13 protein-coding genes are annotated in these 15,942 nt (G+C 69.2%); 4 read left to right on the top strand and 9 right to left on the bottom strand.

Features of this window, described 5'->3' with window-relative positions:
• The first annotated feature begins 81 nt into the window (after positions 1-81).
• Together A3ES_RS0119005 and A3ES_RS0119000 are read left to right on the top strand one after the other, a co-directional pair.
• Positions 82-510 carry an iron chaperone gene (locus A3ES_RS0119005; protein ID WP_020388426.1) on the top strand — a complete coding sequence of 143 codons (429 nt, stop codon included), beginning with the start codon at positions 82-84 and terminating at the stop codon, positions 508-510.
• A gap of 36 nt (positions 511-546) precedes the next feature.
• Positions 547-3,663: an ATP-binding protein gene (locus A3ES_RS0119000; protein WP_020388425.1), complete on the top strand. Its 3,117-nt coding sequence runs from the start codon at positions 547-549 to the stop codon at positions 3,661-3,663.
• Between the two features lie 166 nt (positions 3,664-3,829).
• Here A3ES_RS0119000 and A3ES_RS0118995 read toward each other — a convergent pair whose 3' ends face one another.
• The 6 genes from A3ES_RS0118995 to A3ES_RS0118965 form a co-directional block, all read right to left on the bottom strand.
• The gene (locus A3ES_RS0118995; RefSeq protein WP_020388424.1) at positions 3,830-4,666 is read right to left on the bottom strand and encodes a DUF4097 family beta strand repeat-containing protein; all 837 of its coding nucleotides are present in this window, start codon (positions 4,664-4,666) and stop codon (positions 3,830-3,832) included.
• 13 nt (positions 4,667-4,679) lie between these two features.
• On the bottom strand, positions 4,680-5,432 hold the full coding sequence (locus A3ES_RS0118990) for an ABC transporter permease (RefSeq protein WP_020388423.1): 753 nt from the start codon (positions 5,430-5,432) through the stop codon (positions 4,680-4,682).
• Positions 5,429-6,364 carry a daunorubicin resistance protein DrrA family ABC transporter ATP-binding protein gene (locus A3ES_RS0118985; protein WP_020388422.1) on the bottom strand — a complete coding sequence of 312 codons (936 nt, stop codon included), beginning with the start codon at positions 6,362-6,364 and terminating at the stop codon, positions 5,429-5,431. Before A3ES_RS0118985 ends, A3ES_RS0118990 begins: the two co-directional genes overlap by 4 nt.
• Positions 6,365-6,682: 318 nt before the next feature.
• A complete protein-coding gene (locus A3ES_RS47605) occupies positions 6,683-7,225 on the bottom strand; it encodes a VanZ family protein (RefSeq protein WP_020388421.1) in 543 nt (180 codons plus the stop codon).
• A gap of 428 nt (positions 7,226-7,653) precedes the next feature.
• Positions 7,654-8,088 carry a YybH family protein gene (locus A3ES_RS0118970; RefSeq protein WP_020388419.1) on the bottom strand — a complete coding sequence of 145 codons (435 nt, stop codon included), beginning with the start codon at positions 8,086-8,088 and terminating at the stop codon, positions 7,654-7,656.
• A complete protein-coding gene (locus A3ES_RS0118965; protein ID WP_020388418.1) occupies positions 8,081-11,305 on the bottom strand; it encodes an AfsR/SARP family transcriptional regulator in 3,225 nt (1,074 codons plus the stop codon). The genes A3ES_RS0118970 and A3ES_RS0118965 overlap by 8 nt, the downstream gene beginning before the upstream one ends.
• Before the next feature lie 129 nt (positions 11,306-11,434).
• Between A3ES_RS0118965 and A3ES_RS0118960 the strand changes: the two genes are divergently transcribed.
• Together A3ES_RS0118960 and A3ES_RS0118955 are read left to right on the top strand one after the other, a co-directional pair.
• On the top strand, positions 11,435-12,199 hold the full coding sequence (locus A3ES_RS0118960) for an SDR family oxidoreductase (RefSeq protein ID WP_020388417.1): 765 nt from the start codon (positions 11,435-11,437) through the stop codon (positions 12,197-12,199).
• 70 nt (positions 12,200-12,269) lie between these two features.
• Positions 12,270-13,853: an MFS transporter gene (locus A3ES_RS0118955; RefSeq protein ID WP_040454998.1), complete on the top strand. Its 1,584-nt coding sequence runs from the start codon at positions 12,270-12,272 to the stop codon at positions 13,851-13,853.
• A gap of 118 nt (positions 13,854-13,971) precedes the next feature.
• Here A3ES_RS0118955 and A3ES_RS57105 read toward each other — a convergent pair whose 3' ends face one another.
• The 3 genes from A3ES_RS57105 to A3ES_RS0118945 all read right to left on the bottom strand — a co-directional run bounded on the left by A3ES_RS57105 (position 13,972) and on the right by A3ES_RS0118945 (position 15,896).
• Entirely contained in the window at positions 13,972-14,205 is a 234-nt protein-coding gene (locus tag A3ES_RS57105; RefSeq protein ID WP_420323148.1) for a phosphotransferase-like protein, read from the bottom strand.
• Between the two features lie 84 nt (positions 14,206-14,289).
• Positions 14,290-15,210, bottom strand: a complete 921-nt coding sequence (locus A3ES_RS0118950; RefSeq protein WP_020388415.1) for an NAD-dependent epimerase/dehydratase family protein — start codon at positions 15,208-15,210, stop codon at positions 14,290-14,292.
• Positions 15,207-15,896 (bottom strand): hypothetical protein, encoded by a 690-nt coding sequence (locus A3ES_RS0118945; RefSeq protein ID WP_020388414.1) that lies wholly within the window; start codon positions 15,894-15,896, stop codon positions 15,207-15,209. Before A3ES_RS0118945 ends, A3ES_RS0118950 begins: the two co-directional genes overlap by 4 nt.
• Positions 15,897-15,942: the final 46 nt, after the last annotated feature.

The raw sequence follows: 15,942 nt of genomic DNA, 5'->3' as shown, positions 1-15,942 counted from the left end.
ATCAGTTTTCAAGAAGCCGGGACCGCGGGCGGCTTCGTAGCATGAGGATCACCACAACGGCTCCAGCAGACGGGACTCATCATGACCACCAAGAGCAAGTCGTACGACGGATTCACCACCGACGAACGCGCCGCGATGAAGGAGCGGGCGAAGGAGCTCAAGGCGGCCGAGAACGGCGCCAAGGCTGAGGCCTCCGTCCTGGAGAAGATCGCCGAGATGCCGGACGGGGAACGGGAACTGGCCGAGCGGGTGCACGCCATCGTCAAGGCCACTGCGCCCGAGCTCTCGCCGAAGCTCTGGTACGGGATGCCCGCGTACGCCAAGGACGGCAAGAACGTCTGCTTCTTCCAGGCCGCGGAGAAGTTCGGCTCGCGGTACTGCACGTTCGGCTTCAACGACCCCGCGAACCTCGACGACGGCACGATGTGGCCGGTCGCCTACGCCCTGACCAAGCTGACCCCTGCCGTCGAGAAGCAGCTCGCCGCCCTGGTCAAGAAGGCCGTCAGCTGAACCGGCCCGCCAACCGCGCATGGCAAGATCTGCCAGGTGCAGATCGCGATGCTTGGACCCTTCGAGGTGCGCTCGGACGACGGCGTTCTCGCCGACGTACCGGGCGCGCGGTTACGCGGGCTGTTGATCGCCCTCGCGCTCGAACCGGGTCAGGTGGTCCCGAAGGCGACGCTCGTCGACTGGATCTGGGGTGAGCACCCGCCCTCCGACGCGGCGAACGCCCTGCAACGCTTGGCCTCGCGGCTGCGCAAGGCGCTGCCCGGAGGTGTGATCGAGGGACAGACGGGCGGCTACCGGTTGACGGTGGAGCCCGACGCTGTCGATGCCCTGCGGTTCGAGCGCCTCGTCGATCAGGCCCGTACTGAGCAGGGTCCACGGCGGGTACGGCTGCTGCGCGAGGCCCTCGACTTGTGGCGTGGTGCGGCCTTGCAGGACGTCGGTCTGGAGGACAGCGAGGCGTTCGACGCGGTGCTGACCCGGCTCGAGCGGCTACGCCTGACGGCGATGGAGGATCGGTTCGACGCGGAGACCGGCGCCGAGCTGGTACCGGAACTGACTGATGTGGTGGCCGCGCATCCACTGCGAGAACGGCTTGTCGCCGCACTGATGCGTGCCCTCGCGGCGTCCGGTCGCGACTCCGAGGCGTTGCTGGTGTACGAGCGCACTCGGGAAGCTCTCGCCGAGGCGCTGGGCGTCGATCCCTCGCCGGAGTTGTCGGCCCTGCACGTCGCGCTGCTGCGAGGCGAGCTCGGCCAGCGGGAGGAGAACCGGAAGACCAACGTCCGTGCCGAGCTCACGAGTTTCGTCGGCCGGGACGCTGATGTCGCCGCGGTCCGCGAGCTCGTCGCGGAGCATCGGCTGACCACCTTGATCGGGCCGGGCGGCTCGGGCAAGACCAGGCTCGCCAAAGAAGCCGCCCGCACGCGGATCGGCGACCTGCCGGATGGCGTCTGGTTGGTGGAACTCGCTGCCAGCGGCGTCGACAGTGACGTGGTCCAGGCGGCACTCACCGGGCTCGGACTCCGGGAATCCCTGCACGGTACGGCGCCCAGCGCGGAACCGGTGGATGGGCTCATCGCAGCGATCCGCGATCGGGAAGCTCTGCTGATCCTGGACAACTGTGAGCACGTCATCGAGGCGGCCGCACGCTTCGCCGATCGGGTCCTCGGGGAATGCCGCCGGCTGCGAATCCTGGCGACCAGCCGGGAACCACTCGGCATCACCGGCGAGGCCCTGTGGCAGGTCGAGCCACTGGCCGTCCCGACCGACGCAGGCCTCGCCGAAATCGCGGCCTCGCCAGCCGTCCGGTTGCTGCGGGACCGGGCGGGCGCAGTACGGAGGGATCTCGACGACCAGTCCCTGCCGACCATGGCGCGCATCTGCCGCGCGCTGGACGGGATGCCGCTGGCGATCGAGCTGGCCGCGGCCCGGTTGCGCACCATGTCGATCGATCAGCTCGCCAACCGGCTCGACGACCGGTTCCGCCTGCTGACCAGCGGGAGCCGTACTGCGTTGCCGCGGCACAAGACGCTGCGCGCGGTGGTCGACTGGAGCTGGGAGTTGCTCACCGACGCCGAGCGGATGGTGCTTCGCCGGCTGTCGGTGTTCTCGGGCGGGGCGAGTCTGGAGGCGGCCGAGTGGGTCTGCTCGGGCGATGGCGTCGAGCAGGATCAGGTACTGGAGTTGCTCACCTCGCTGGCCGAGAAGTCCCTGCTGGTCGCTGACAGTGACGGCGCCCCGCGCTATCGGATGCTCACCACGATCAAGGAGTACTCCGCGGAACGACTCGCAGAAGCGGGCGAATCCGAGCATGCCCGTCAGACGCATGTCGGCTACTTCACCCAGCTCGCCGAGACCGCGGAGCCCTATCTGCGCCGTGCCGAACAACTGGAATGGCTCGCCACGCTCGAGGCCGACCACGACAACCTCAGCGCCGCGCTGCGGGGAGCGATCGCGGCCGGAGACGGGCAAGCGGCGATGCGGCTCGCGTCCGCCGCCGGTTGGTACTGGTGGCTGGGCGGGCGCCGTACTGAAGGCCTTGAGTTGCTGATCGCGGCGGCCAACCTCCCGGGCGAGGTGGCCGATGACGTACGCGCGATGACGTACGGGCTGGTGGTGCTCTATGTGACCTCCGGACGGGGCGACGAACACCTGGGCGCGGAGTGGATCCACAAGGCGTACCAGTCCAGTCTGCTCAGCAAGAAGGACCACCCGGTACTGGCCTTCGCGGCCCCGCTGGAACGCCTGTTGCAGGCACCCGAGGAAGCGGCGACTGCATTCGAGTCGTTGCTGGACTACGGCGACCCCTGGGTGCGGGCCATGGCTCGGTGGCAGGGCTGCAAGATGCGCACCTTGCTCGGTCAGGGCGGCCCGGAGGTGGAGGCCCAACTGGAGGTGGCGCTCGCGGAGTTCCGGACGCTCGGCGAACGGTTCGGGATGTCGTTGGTCCTGTCCGAGCTGGCGAGCGCGCTTGCCATGCGGGGTGAGTTCGCCGGCGCCTGCGAGTACTACGAACAGTCGATCGCGGCCCTCACCGAGGTCGGCGCGGTCGAGGACGTCATCGAGGTACGGACGCAGCAGGCCTTGCTGTACTGGCTCGACGGCGATCGCGACGCCAGCGCTGCCGCCATCGCCGACGCCGAGCGGAGCGCCGAAGGAGTCACCTGGACGTACGCGCTAGTCGACTTGGCGCTCGCCAAAGCAGGCCTCGCTCGCTTGGGCGGTGACGCGGGCGAAGCCCGCCGTCAGATCGGCCTCGCGACCACGCTCCTGGGCGATACCGCGGAGCACGCGACCATTCGCGCCGCGATCCACGATCTGCTGGGCTATCTGGCCGACGATTTCCGGGAGTCCCGTACGCATCGCGTCGCTGCCTGGCAGGCGGCGTCCGAGGCGGGAGCCCCGGCCGTGATCGCCAAGATGCTCGTCGGGCTTGCCGATCTGGCGGCCCGCCTCGACCAGTACGAACAAGCGGCACGGTTGCTCGCGGCAAGTACCGGCATCCGCGGACTGCCGGATCGCTCACACCCGGATGCGGTCCGGATCGAGGGGGACGCGCGCAGTCACCTCGGCGAAGTACGGTTCGCCGAGGTGACCCAGGAGGGTGCGCAGACGAGCTGGTCGGAGTTGGTCGAGGTCACGCTCGCTTCCTAGTGCCCTGCGTCCGAAGTTATTTGAGTGATTGCGGTGTCCAGGTGCGTGCATCGCGGTGGCGGAGGAGCGGCCTCGATGTTTTTCCATCGTGGCCGTTTCTCCGCTGCCGCGAGGTGCGTGCCTGGGCGCCGCAAGCGCCAAAGAACTTCGGACGCAGGGCACTTGGTCAGCCCGCCGCACGGTGCAGAGTGACGTCGCCGTGCCGGGTGCGAGCGAAGACCGAGACCTTGGGGTCGGACGGACCCGGTTCTCCCTTCGTGGAAACGAAGTTGTGGACGGCGCCGCGCTCGCTGTCTACGTCGAAGGAGGCGGCGACGCCCTCGCTGATGCCGACCTCGATGTTGCCTGAGGCATTCATCAGCTTCGCCTGTCCGTTGGTCATCCGGCCGATCCGGATGGCTCCGCTGGCGGTCTCGGCGGTGACGTTGCCGTCGGCGCGGTCGATGTCGAAGTCACAGCTGGCGCTGCTGAGGTCGAGGTCGGCCGCGGCATGGCCGATCCAGGCCTGCCCGCCCGAGCTCGAGAACCCGACGGTTCCCTTGACCTCATCGATCCGCAGCGCGAACGCCGTACCGTCGATGTCGGCGCGCCCGGCGATCTGCCCGATCGCGACCTCACCGGACGCGATGTTCGCCTTCAGCGCGTCGACCCGATCCAGCCGGGAGCGGCCCGACGCCATCTGCAGTTCGGTCGCGCCGAGTGCGCCCTCGGTGGTCACCTCGGAGTACGCGAGGTGCGCGACCAGGCTGGAGCCGGCGGGCAGGCCGATCAGGATGGCGACCGAGCCGTTCATGTCCCCGGGAGTGGTCGTCTTCACCGAGAGCTGACCGCCGGCCAGGTCGACCTTGGTGTTCCCGGCCACCTTGACGTCTTTCCGGTTCGCGGTGTCGAGGGGTTCGACCAGTACAACGGTGTCGCTCCGGTCGGTCGCGGTGACCCGTACCTTGGCTCCGGCGACCTCCACGGTCGCAGTGATGGGACTTGGCGTGGCGAAGGTAGGCATCTCAGTTCTCCTCTCAGGCGCGCTTCTTGAAGGTGGAAGACGCCCACAGGTAGCCGACGAGCCCGATCCCGACGCACCAGGCCAGGGCGATGATCGCGTCGCTGGTGTCCGGAGTTCCGTTCAGGAATCCACGCAGGGTTTCGATGATCGGGGTGAAGGGCTGGTACTCCGCGAACTGCCGGACGCCCGGGCCCATCTTGTCCGCCGGGACGATCGCGCTGCTGAAGAACGGCAGCATGATCAGCGGCACGGAGGCCAGACCCGCCGTTTCGGGCGACTTCGCGAACAGTCCCAGGGCGACCGTGAGCCAACCGAGCGCGGCACCGAGCAGTACGACGAAGCCGATCACGGCGAGCCAGTCGACGAAGCTCGCCGACGGGTTGAAGCCCAGTGCGAATGCGACCCCGACGACGGCCGCGGCAGCGACCAGGTTGGTCAGCACGCTGGCGACGACGTGACCGGTCAGCACCGCGGAGCGGGGAACGTCCATCACCTTGAACCGGTTGATGATGCCCTTCGTCATGTCCGAGTTCACCGCGGTGGCGGTGGCTCCCAGGCCGTAGCAGACGGCCAGCAGCAGCATTCCGGGCGTCGCGTAGTCGACGTAATCGACACCGACGCTGAATGCGTCGCCGAGCAGGTAGACGAACATGAACAGCATTACGACCGGCATCAGCACCGCGTTGAACACCGAGGTGGGGTTCCGGGCGATGTGCTTGAAGTCGCGGCGCAGCATGACCAGCGAGGGGGACTTGGTGGTGCTCATTTCGCGACTACCTCCGTGGTGTGGCCCGTCAGGGCGAGGAAAACGTCATCGAGATCGGGGGTGTGGACCGAGAACTCTTCGGCGCTGAGGCCGTGCTCGTCGAGCTTGTCCAGCAGGGCCCGCAGCGACTTGGTCCCGCCGTCGCTGGGGATCCGCAGGGTCAGTGCTTCGTCGTCCCGGGTGGAGTCGGCGAAAACAGGCGCGGCCGCGTCGAGTTCGGCGACGGAGGTGAACCGGAGCCGGACGTGGGTACCGGGCAGCTGGCGCTTGAGCTCTTCGGGGGTGCCCTGAGCAACCAGTCGGCCCTGGTCGAGAACCGCGATCCGGTCGGCAAGCTGATCGGCTTCCTCGAGGTACTGGGTGGTGAGGAAGATGGTCACGCCGTCGGCCACCAGGTCGCGGATGATCGACCACATCGTGCGCCGACTGCGCGGGTCCAGTCCGGTCGTCGGCTCGTCCAGGAAGATGATCCGCGGGCTGCCGACCAGCGTCATCGCCAGGTCCAGCTTGCGGCGCATCCCCCCGGAGTACGTCGACGCCAGCTTCTGCGCCGACTCCGCGAGGTCGAACCGTTCCAGCAACTCCGCGATGACCTGCTCGCCGTTTGCCACACCGGTGAGATCCACCATCAGCTGGAGGTTCTCCTGGCCGGTCAGCAGCTCGTCCACCGCCGCGAACTGACCGGTCACCCCGATCACCTTGCGCACTGCCTTGGCTTCGGTCGCGATGTCATGTCCGGCAACGTGCGCCGTCCCACCGTCGGCCCGCAGCAGCGTGGTCAGCAGGTTCACCGTCGTCGTCTTACCTGCCCCGTTCGGCCCGAGCAGCGAGAACACCGTGCCGGCCCGAACCTCCAGGTCGATGCCATCGAGGACGACTTTGTCCCCGTAGGCCTTCCGCAGCCCTGAAACTTCAATCGCAGAATTTGTCATGTGCCAACCTTCGCGACCACCGCTGACACGCCCCCGCCATACACCTGACACGGCTTCCGGGCCGTGTCAGCGACGCCCGCCGGGCATGCCGCAGGGCCCGATCGCGACCCCGGGACGTGGCATGCCCACTAGTGGTGGGCATGCACACCAAACGGCGGCCTCGGACAGGGTCTACCTTGTCCAAGGTCGCCGCTTGAGGTGCGAGCCCACCACTAGTGGGCTTGGCGTCGTACGCAGTCGCCCGGCCGGGTCCACCCGGATCAGGTCCGTCTTGCCGTCACCGTCGCTATCGACCGGCGACTGCAACCGGACGTGTCGTTACGCCTGTATGCGTTCGGGGTTTGGTGCTGTGGCCGTTGCGCGCCACCAGCGGCGTGACGCCAGCGCGGCCAGTCCGGCGCCGGCGGCGTTGAGCAGTACGTCGTCCACAGAGGACACCCGATCCAGCTGCAGGACGTACTGCGCTGTCTCGACCAGGACCGAACAGGCCGCCGCGAGCGCCAGGATCCGCAGTACGGACGCCAGCGCCGCGAACCGCAGCGGGGCAAAGAACCCCAGCGCTGCGAACACCAGAAGGTTGCCGACGACCTGGCCCGACGACATCGTGAACAGATCCGTTAGCGGTACGAGGCTCACCCGACCGGGGACGACGCCGGCTCCGCTGCCCGGCAACAGGATCATCCACACCCACGGCACCGTCCCGTAGACGATGCCGACCTCAGCCAACGATCTGCGCCACGCCGATGGGGTGCCGTTGGCAGTCCGACGGCGAGCCAGAGCCCACACCACGAGTGCGGCCACCGGCAGCAGTGCAGTCGTGATGATTACGACGCCGGTGAACGTGTTCCATCCCCTGATCACGCAACCTCCGCTCAAATTAGGCTGAATCTCCTGATGGACAGGAGACTGAGGTGCCGGAGATGACGGTAGCCGAGGTGATGGCCGAGCTGGCCGCGCTCGGGGATCCGAAGGCCCGCGAGGTGAACGAGAGACACGGTGACGACCACGGCGTGAACCTCAGTAAGCTGCGCGCACTCGCGAAGACCCAGCAGGACCTCGCACTCCAACTTCGCCCTGGGAGTCGACGCCCCCTTCACGCTACGCACGCCCGATACCGGCGAACGGTCCATCCGCAGCGTCGGGGCTTGGGGAGGGTATTCGCCGGACCTGCGGCGGATTTTGCCCCCGCAGAAGGAGATTGACCTCCCCAGATGATCGCGGCACTTTGCCGACGAGGCGTCGTCGGCGGGAGCCGCGAATTAAATCCAAACGCCTCTGGTGTGAAGGAGTCATGCTTGGCTTTGGCCGGCGAGGGTTTGATCGATGGGGACGTAGTCGGCGTGACGGTGGGCGATCTTCCACTCGCCATTCTCGCGGCGGAAGATGTGCGTGACGCGCAGCGTGTATGGCTCCACTGGGACCCCGACGACAGAGTTGGCGACATGTTCGAAGCCGACGATGTACGCCAGGTCGCCACTGACGTCCGCCGCGACAACATCGAAGCGGTAGTCGGTGGAGTCGGACCAGCGCGTCGCCAGCCAGCCCAGGATCTCGCTGATTTCCTTCCATCCCTGTCTAACAGGCACTTTCGCGCCGAAGACGGTCAGCGGGTCATGTCTCGAGGTCAGTGCCAGGCGCAGGCTCGGGTCGCCGTTGATCAGCGCTTGTTCTGCTTCCGTCTGGCGGGCCAAGGTGGGCGTGAGGAAGTCGTCGAGGTCACTCATGGCCGCCCCCAAGGTTCGCGCTCGGATGGTTTCCCTGAGTCTGGCACAGGGGGATGGCCGCGGCGGGGTCGAAGAGGTCGAGGTCCTTGCCCTCGATGGTGAGGCGCTCGAAGTCGTTCTCGCTGAGGGCCTTTCGCAGGCGCTCCCGGATGCGGTCGACGTCGCCACTTTCGGCCGGTGGCAGTGGAGCGCCGAGCGCGGTACGGGCGGCGGTGGCGGCTCCGAGAAGGCGCGCGGCGTGGTCGAGGCGGCCCGCGAGGGAGTGGGCTCCGGCGAGTCCTTCGAGCGCGAGGGCGACGGCGCGGGGATTGCCGATCCGCTGGGCGGCATGGAGGCTCTCGGTGTGATGGCCCAGCGCTACTTCATGGTCGCCCCGCAGTTCGGCGGTGAAGCCGCGTTCGGCGGCGATGAAGGTGAGGCCGAGTTCGGTGTCGAGCTGCCGGTTCCATTCGTGCCAGCGGCGCAGGTGGGCCTCGGCCGTGTCGAGGTCGCCGCGGCGGCGCGCGGCGAGGGCGAGACCGATCTCGGCGTATTCGCGGGCGGGCACGTCGGCGTGGTCGACGGCGATGCGTTGGGCGCGCCGGTGGTGTTCGTCGGCGAGGTCGAGGTCGCCTTGGAGGAGGGCGATGCGTCCGAGTTCGCTGAGGATCATGGCGGTCATAGGCCACAGTTCGAGTTCCTCGGCGGCGCGGAGTCCTTCCCGGTGGTGGGCGGCTGCCCGCGGATAGTCGCCACGGGTCTCGGCGAGTCGCCCGAGGAGGGCGGCAGTCTGGGCTTGGCCCCAGCGGTCGCCCACGCGGTCGAACCGCGCTCGGGCGGGTTCGGCTTTGGCTTCGGCGGCGTCGAGTTCGCTGCAGTGGAAGAGGTTGTAGGCGCGGGTGAAGTCCACCGCGGCCCGTCCCCAGTCGTCGTCGGCGTCGTCGAAACCGGCGTACGCGCGATCGGCGAGGTCGTCGGCGAGGTGGAGGTCGCTGAAGTTGGTGAGGGTCTGGGCGAGGAACCATTGGCTGCGGGCTCGCAGCTGCGGATCGTGGATGTCGGCGAAGCGGTCGAGGAGCCGGGTTCGGGCGCCGTCGGCGAGGACGCCGGTGTCGCCGGACTGGAGTCTGAGGACGGCCTCGGCGACCGCGGCCCGCGCGTACGCCTCGGGGGCGGCGGTGGGGTCGCGTCGCAGCGCGGCGGCTAGGAGCCGCTTCGGTTCGGCGAGTCGTCCTCTGAGGAACCAGTGCCAGGTGAGCGCGTTGACGAGACGCAGTTCCAGTTCGGCCTCGGGCTGTACGGCGGCGAAGTCGGCGGCGGCGCGCAGATTGGCGTGCTCGGTGTCCAGGACGCATCGCCAGCGGTCCTGCGCGTGGCCGCGGAGCCCAACGTCGGCGGCTTCGGCGAGCGCCGTGTAGTACGCGGCGTGGGCGGCGCGCGCTTCGGCGTCGTCGCCGAGTTCGCGGCGTTTCTCGGCGCAATAGACGGACACGGACTCGAGGAGGCGGTACCGGGGACCGTCGTCGTCGTACGACACGTTGACGAGGGATCGGTCGACGAGGCGGGCGAGGAGGTCGAGGACGGCGCGGCGCTCGACGCCGTACGCCGTACAGGTGGCCTCGGCGGCCGTGAGCGCGCAGCCGTCGGCGTGGACGGCGAGGCGGCGCAGGACGATCTGCTCGGAGGCGGTCAGGAGGTCCCAGCTCCAGTCGAGCATTGCCCGGAGGGTCTGTTGCCGGGCGGGGGCCTCGCGGCGGCCGCTGGTGAGCAGGCCGAGGCGGTCGTCGAGCCGTTGGGCGAGTTCGCGCAGGCCGAGCACCCGAACGCGATTGGCGGCGAGTTCGAGTGCGAGCGGAATGCCGTCGAGATGGCGGCAGATGGCGTCCACTGTGGCGGTGTCGTCGAGGACGAGGCCTGGGGCGGCGTTCTCGGCGCGTGCAGTGAACAGCGCGGCGGCGCTGGAGGCGGTCAACGGCGGCACTGTCACGAGCCGTTCCCCGGCTGCGGCGAGCGGCTCTTGGCTGGTGGTGAGGACCGCGAGGCCGGGTACTTCGCGCAGCAGCGTCTCGACCAGCGCGGCGGCGGCGCCGGAGACGTGCTCGCAGTTGTCGAGGACGAGCCGCATCCGCTTGTCGCGCAACGCCGATGAGAGCAGGCCGACCGGATCGTCGGGAATGCCGGGCTGGTCGTCGCGCAGGTACAGGACCGCGGCGACGGCGTCGGCGAGTTGGGCGGGGCCGGCGGTCGTACCCTGCCCGGCGAGCTCCACGAGCCAGGTGCCGTCCGGGTGCTCGGGGCTCGGTTCACGTGCGGCGGCGAGGGCGAGGCTGGTCTTCCCGACGCCGCCCGTGCCGGTGAGGGTCACGAGGCGGTGGGCGCGCATGGTCTCGCGCAGTTGCGCGAGTTCCTCGTCGCGGCCGATCAGCTCGACGAGGGCGCGCGGGACGTTGCCGCGGTTCGCGTCCTCCGCGGCGGCGACGGTGGCGTCGGTGAAGTGGGTGGCGGGCGTCTGGCGCAGGATCTCGCCGTACAGCTCGACGAGTTCGGGGGCGGGGTCGACACCGAGTTCGTCGCCAAGATGGCGGCGCAGCGCATGGTAGCTGTCGAGGGCTTCGCTCTGACGTCCGGCGAGGTAGAGCGCGCGCATGTGGACGGACCGAAGCCGTTCGCGCCGGGGGTGCCGGCCGACGAGTTCGCCGAGTTCGGCGGCCAGCGCGGCGTGCTCGCCGAGGTCGAGGCGGGTGTGGGCGAGGTCTTCGTGCGCGGCGAGGCGCAGCTCGGCGAGGCGGGCGGCGGCCGGTTGGACGAACAGTTCATCGGCGAAGTCGGCGAAGGCGTCACCGCGCCACAGGTTGAGGGCTGCGGTGAGGTGGGCGCTCCGTTCGCGCAGGTCAGTGGTCCGGCGGGCTTGGGCGGTCAGGGCGGTGAAGCGGCCGGCGTCGATCATCTCGGGGGCCGCCCGCAGCGCGTAGCCGCGGGCGCGGTACTCAACTAGGTCCTTGCCGCCCGCGGCCGCCAGCGCCTTCCGCAGCCGCGACACCCGGGTCTGTACGGCGCCGCCCGGGTCGGCGGGAGGTGCGTCCCCCCAGAGGAAATCGATGAGCCGGTCGGCGGAGACCACCCGCCCCGGGTCGGTGAGCAGCGCCGCGAGGAGCGCCCGGACCTTCGCCTCGGGCACGGCGACAGGGTCGCCATCGGCGGACTGCACCAGTAGGGGCCCGAGTACGCCGAATCGCATGGCGCAACCTTAACCGGGCCGCCGCAAGCGGACCTCCAGCGAAGCTCCAGCCGACCGCAAGCGGGCCGCTCCAGAGTTGATCTCAGGCAAAGCGGAGGCATCGAGTCTCCGGTCTACAAGGAGACTGCGATGAGCGAACTGACAGGCAAGAAGGCGGTCGTCACCGGCGGGACCCACGGGATGGGGCTGGCGATCGTGGAGGCGCTGCTCGACGGCGGCGCCGACGTGATCGCCACGGGCCGGAACGAGCAGAAGCTGGAGGCGGCCCGCACCCGGCTGACCGGCCGCGCGGTCCACGTGGTCCGTTCGGACGCGGCGAGTCTGGCGGACATCACTGCACTGGGCGAGCTGGCGAAGGAGCGGCTGGGCACGATCGACGCGGTCTTCCTCAACCACGGCATCGCCGAGATCGAGACGCTCGACCAGCTCACCGAGGCATCCTTCGACCGGCATTTCGACATCAACACCAAAGGCGCGCTGTTCACCGTCAAGGCGCTGGCGCCGCTGGTCCGCGACGAGGGCGCCTTCGTCCTGACCACGGTGGCGAACGACCTGATCTACCCAGGTCTGAGCAGCTACTCCGGTTCCAAGGAGGCACTGCAGGCCATCGCGAAAGTGCTGGCCGCGGAGTTCCTGCCGCGCCGCATTCGCGTCAACTCGGTGGCGCCCGGCTACATCAAGACCCCGACCATGGGCGTCGCCACGCTGACCGACGCCGAACGCGCCGAGTTCGAGAAGGAGGGCGAGGAGACCACGCCGTTCAAACGCCACGGCACGGTCGACGAGGTCGCCAAGGCGGCCCTCTTCCTCGCTTTCGACGCCACGTACACCACTGCGGCCGAACTACCGGTCGACGGCGGCTTCGCACAGGGCATCGCTGCCCCCGCCAACTGACCCCACCGAGATCGCGGGCCGCATATATCCCGCGGCATCCCCTGATTACTCACCCCTGAAAGGCAATTCGATGCATACCACGACCGCCCCCCGCGCGGGGATCCGTCAATGGCTGGGCCTGTCAGTGCTCCTGCTGCCCACCATGCTCCTGTTCCTGGCGATGACCGTCCTGTTCCTCGCCACCCCGTACATAGCCGCGGAACTACGCCCCAGCAGTGAGCAAGTGCTGTGGATCAACGACATCTACGGCTTCATCATGGCCGGGTTCCTGGTCACGCTGGGAACGCTCGGCGACCGGTTGGGCCGCCGGAAGCTGCTACTGGCCGGGGCCGCGCTGTTCGGCGCCGCTTCCGTCCTCTCGGCGTACGCGCCGAACCCGGAAATGCTCATCGCCGGCCGGGCCCTGATGGGCCTGGGAGCTGCGGCGATCATGCCCGCGACACTCTCACTGATCACGCACATGTTCGGAGACGCCCGCCAGAGGGCCGTCGCCATCGGGCTGTGGGCTTCGTCCATCTCCGCCGGAGTCGCGCTCGGCCCGCTCATCGGCGGCCTGCTCCTGGAGTCCTTGTGGTGGGGCGCGGCCCTGCTGATCGGCGTACCGATCATGGCCTTGGTCCTCGTCGCCGTGCCGCTCCTGGTGCCCGAGTACCGCGATCCGAACGCCGGAAGAGTCGACCTGCCGAGCGTCGCGCTCTCCCTCGCCGCGATGCTGCCGTTCGTGTACGGCGTCAAGCAGCTCGCCGAGAGCGGCGTGAACGCGACCTCCGTGGCCACGCTGGTCGTCGGCGTCGTCTCCGCGGTGGTGTTCACCCGGCGCCAGCTGCGCCTGCAGTCGCCGCTGCTGGACATGCGGCTGTTCCGGGACCGCACCTTCTCCGGCGCACTGGGCATGTACATGCTCGCCGCGATCGCCCTCGTCGGGGTGTACCTGCTGTTCACGCAGTACCTGCAACTGGTCGCCGACCAGTCCCCGCTGGAGGCCGGACTGTGGATCCTCCCGGCCGCCATCGTCTTGGTGGTCGTCTCGACGGTCACTCCGATCATCGCCAGGAAGGTACGTCCCGCGTACATCATCAGCACCGGACTCGTACTGTCCGCTGTGGGTTATCTCCTGATGTCGCAGGTGGAGAGCGTCGGCGGGCTGCCGCTGCTCATCACGGGCTTCTACATCCTGTACCCGGGTATCGCCCCGGCCATGGCGCTCGCACCCGGCCTGGTGGTCGGCGCGGCCCCGCCGGAGAAGGCGGGCGCGGCCTCGGCCGTGAGCTCCACCGCGAGCGACCTCGGCACCGCCCTGGGCGTGGCCATCCTCGGCAGTGTCGGTTCGCTCGTCTACGGCCTCAAAGCCGATGACGCGGTCGGCGGCCTGACCGCGGATCAGGCGGCCGAAGCCGGGGAGACCCTGCCGGGGGCGTTGGAAGTAGCGGCGTCCCTACCCGCCGAGACGGCCGGGCCACTCGCCGAAGCCGCGAAGGCAGCGTTCACCAGCGGCCTCAACGTGGTCGGAATCGTCGCCGCCGCCCTGGCGGTAGCAGCCGTCGTCCTGACGCTGACCACCCTCCGGCATGTACGCCCGACGGGAACGGCTCCAGCCCCAGCCGAGGATGTGAAGGAGGAGGAGCAGCAGCCTGAGCTGGCCGGCACGAAGTAAACCGCACGAGACCGGGCCCGGACCGCGACAGCGGTCCGGGCCCGCCGCCGCAGGATGTCGGGCACGACCGTGTTCCGGCTCGGTGTCGCGCTTTGTGATCGGGTCGTAGTCGGCTCGATCAAGGACATATACGTGAGCGTGCGGCTGCCACGATTTGATGTGCGCATGCTTCCGCGGCCTGGACGGTCGTCTCCACCCAGAGGTCGTAGGTCATCCCCTCGTGGACCCGCTCCTCAGACCACCGCGCGAGCCCCGGCACGTCCCTTTCGCGCACCCTCTCGACGCTCGAGTTCATCGAGATCGCAGCGAACCCCACCCAGACGACGTCGAGCCCGCGAGAGTCGCGAACCAGTGATCCCTTCCTCCACAGGTCTTGACTATTGCCCGCCCGCGGGCGGGAGACCCATTTGTGCAGAGAGCAGCCGGGGCGTCAGGCTCACGTCGCGATCCTTTTCAGACCTTCGTGCACGGAGGGGTGTGCGGGTGTCCAGCCCAGGTCGCTGGTGCCTTTGGCGTGTGAGACGCGCATGGAGGTGTCGGCCATGAGGCAGGCCAGGTAGGGGGCGGTGAGTTTCAGCAGCCAGCGGGGCATCGCCTTGGGGCGCGGGGTGTGGTGCGCGGTGGCGACAACTGCGGCGAACTGTCCCCAGGTGATCGGGGTGTCGTCGACGATGTTGTAGGCCTGCCCGGGCCGGCCGCGTTCCAGCGCGGCCACGGTGGCCTCGGCGGCGTCGGCGACGTGGATCCAGGACGTGGTCCCGCCGCCTCCTGCCGGGAGGATTGGCAGGTGTTTGCGCATCATGTCGGCGAACTTGTCGCTGAAGGCATGCGGGCCGTAGAACATGCCGTAACGCAGGGCGATGCCGTCGACGGCGAGGACCTGCTGTTCGGTGGAGCGGCAGCCTTCGACGACGGGGTCGCCGTAGGTGCCGCGCTGCTGTCCGAACGGGTCGTCCTCGGTGAGTACGCGATCGCCGTGGTCGAAGTAGCCGTATCCGGTGATCAGCGACTGGGTGACGAACCGGGTGGCGCCCACCGCCTGGGCGACCTGCAGCAGGTGGGTGGTGCCGGTGGAGCGCAGCGCGTTGGTGGGGTCGTCAGGTCGCAGCCGGGGTGAGGCGCCGCGCAGCGCGGTCGCCTGGTGCAGGACGGCGTGCGCGGAGATCCTGTCGACGGCCTTCAGGAGTTGGTCGCGGTTCAGGACGTCGGCCACGAGCGAGTCGCCACCGAGATCTTTCACCCGTTCTCGGTTGCCGGGGTTGCGGATGATCGCGGTGACTTGATGGCCGGCCTTCGTCAGCGCGGGAATGAGCTGGCGGCCGATCGCGCCGGTGGCGCCGGCGAGCAGGACGTTCACGCGGTGGTCGCAGGGGTGCGGGTGCCCGGCAGTAGGGCGGCGGCGAACACCAGCCAGATGAGGCCGCCGAAGCGGACGACCGGCAACAGGTAGCCGAAGGCGGAGGCAGGGTCGAGCAGGGTGAGCGCGGACAGGATCCCCGCCGCGCCGAGCGCCAGTCCGATCCAGGCAGCCGCGCGCGGCAGCACACCGGCCGACAGGGCGGGCAACGAGATCCCGACGATGAGCAGGGCGAAGCCAACCGCGTAGGCGGGCCCGCCGAACAGGAACGACAGATCGGCCAGAGCTCGCGGCAGCGCAGATCCGGTGTCGGCCGGTAGGCGGCCGCCGCTCCAGGCGAACATCGCGCTGATGGTCAGCGCTGCGGCGGCGAGGACTCCGCCGACCAGGGTGAGCGCCGAAGCCGCTGCGGTGATGCTCAGGGCCCGCAGCCGTCGGTAGAGTACCGCCGCCACCAGCGCCAGGGGGATCGCGGAGGCGAGCAGCAGGAAGGCGCCCCACTTGATCGCGGTGCCGTTCGCCTGCGCGTACGCCAGGACATCGGCGCCTGTGGCGGCGGGTTGCGGGGTGGAGCGGTTGAAGGCGACGTAGGCGACGCTCAGCGCGGCGAAGACCAGAACGGGGATCAGCAGCGGCGGCCGGGTGCCGCGAGGCGTGGCCGTGGTGGTCGTGGCGGTGGTGGTCATGGTGCTCTCCTTTGACTCGGATGCCTCACCGCGATGTAGAGGGCGC

The organism is Kribbella catacumbae DSM 19601, from assembly GCF_000372465.1.
GTDB classification, from domain to species: domain Bacteria; phylum Actinomycetota; class Actinomycetes; order Propionibacteriales; family Kribbellaceae; genus Kribbella; species Kribbella catacumbae.
This window is presented reverse-complemented; position numbering and strand designations above follow the sequence as displayed.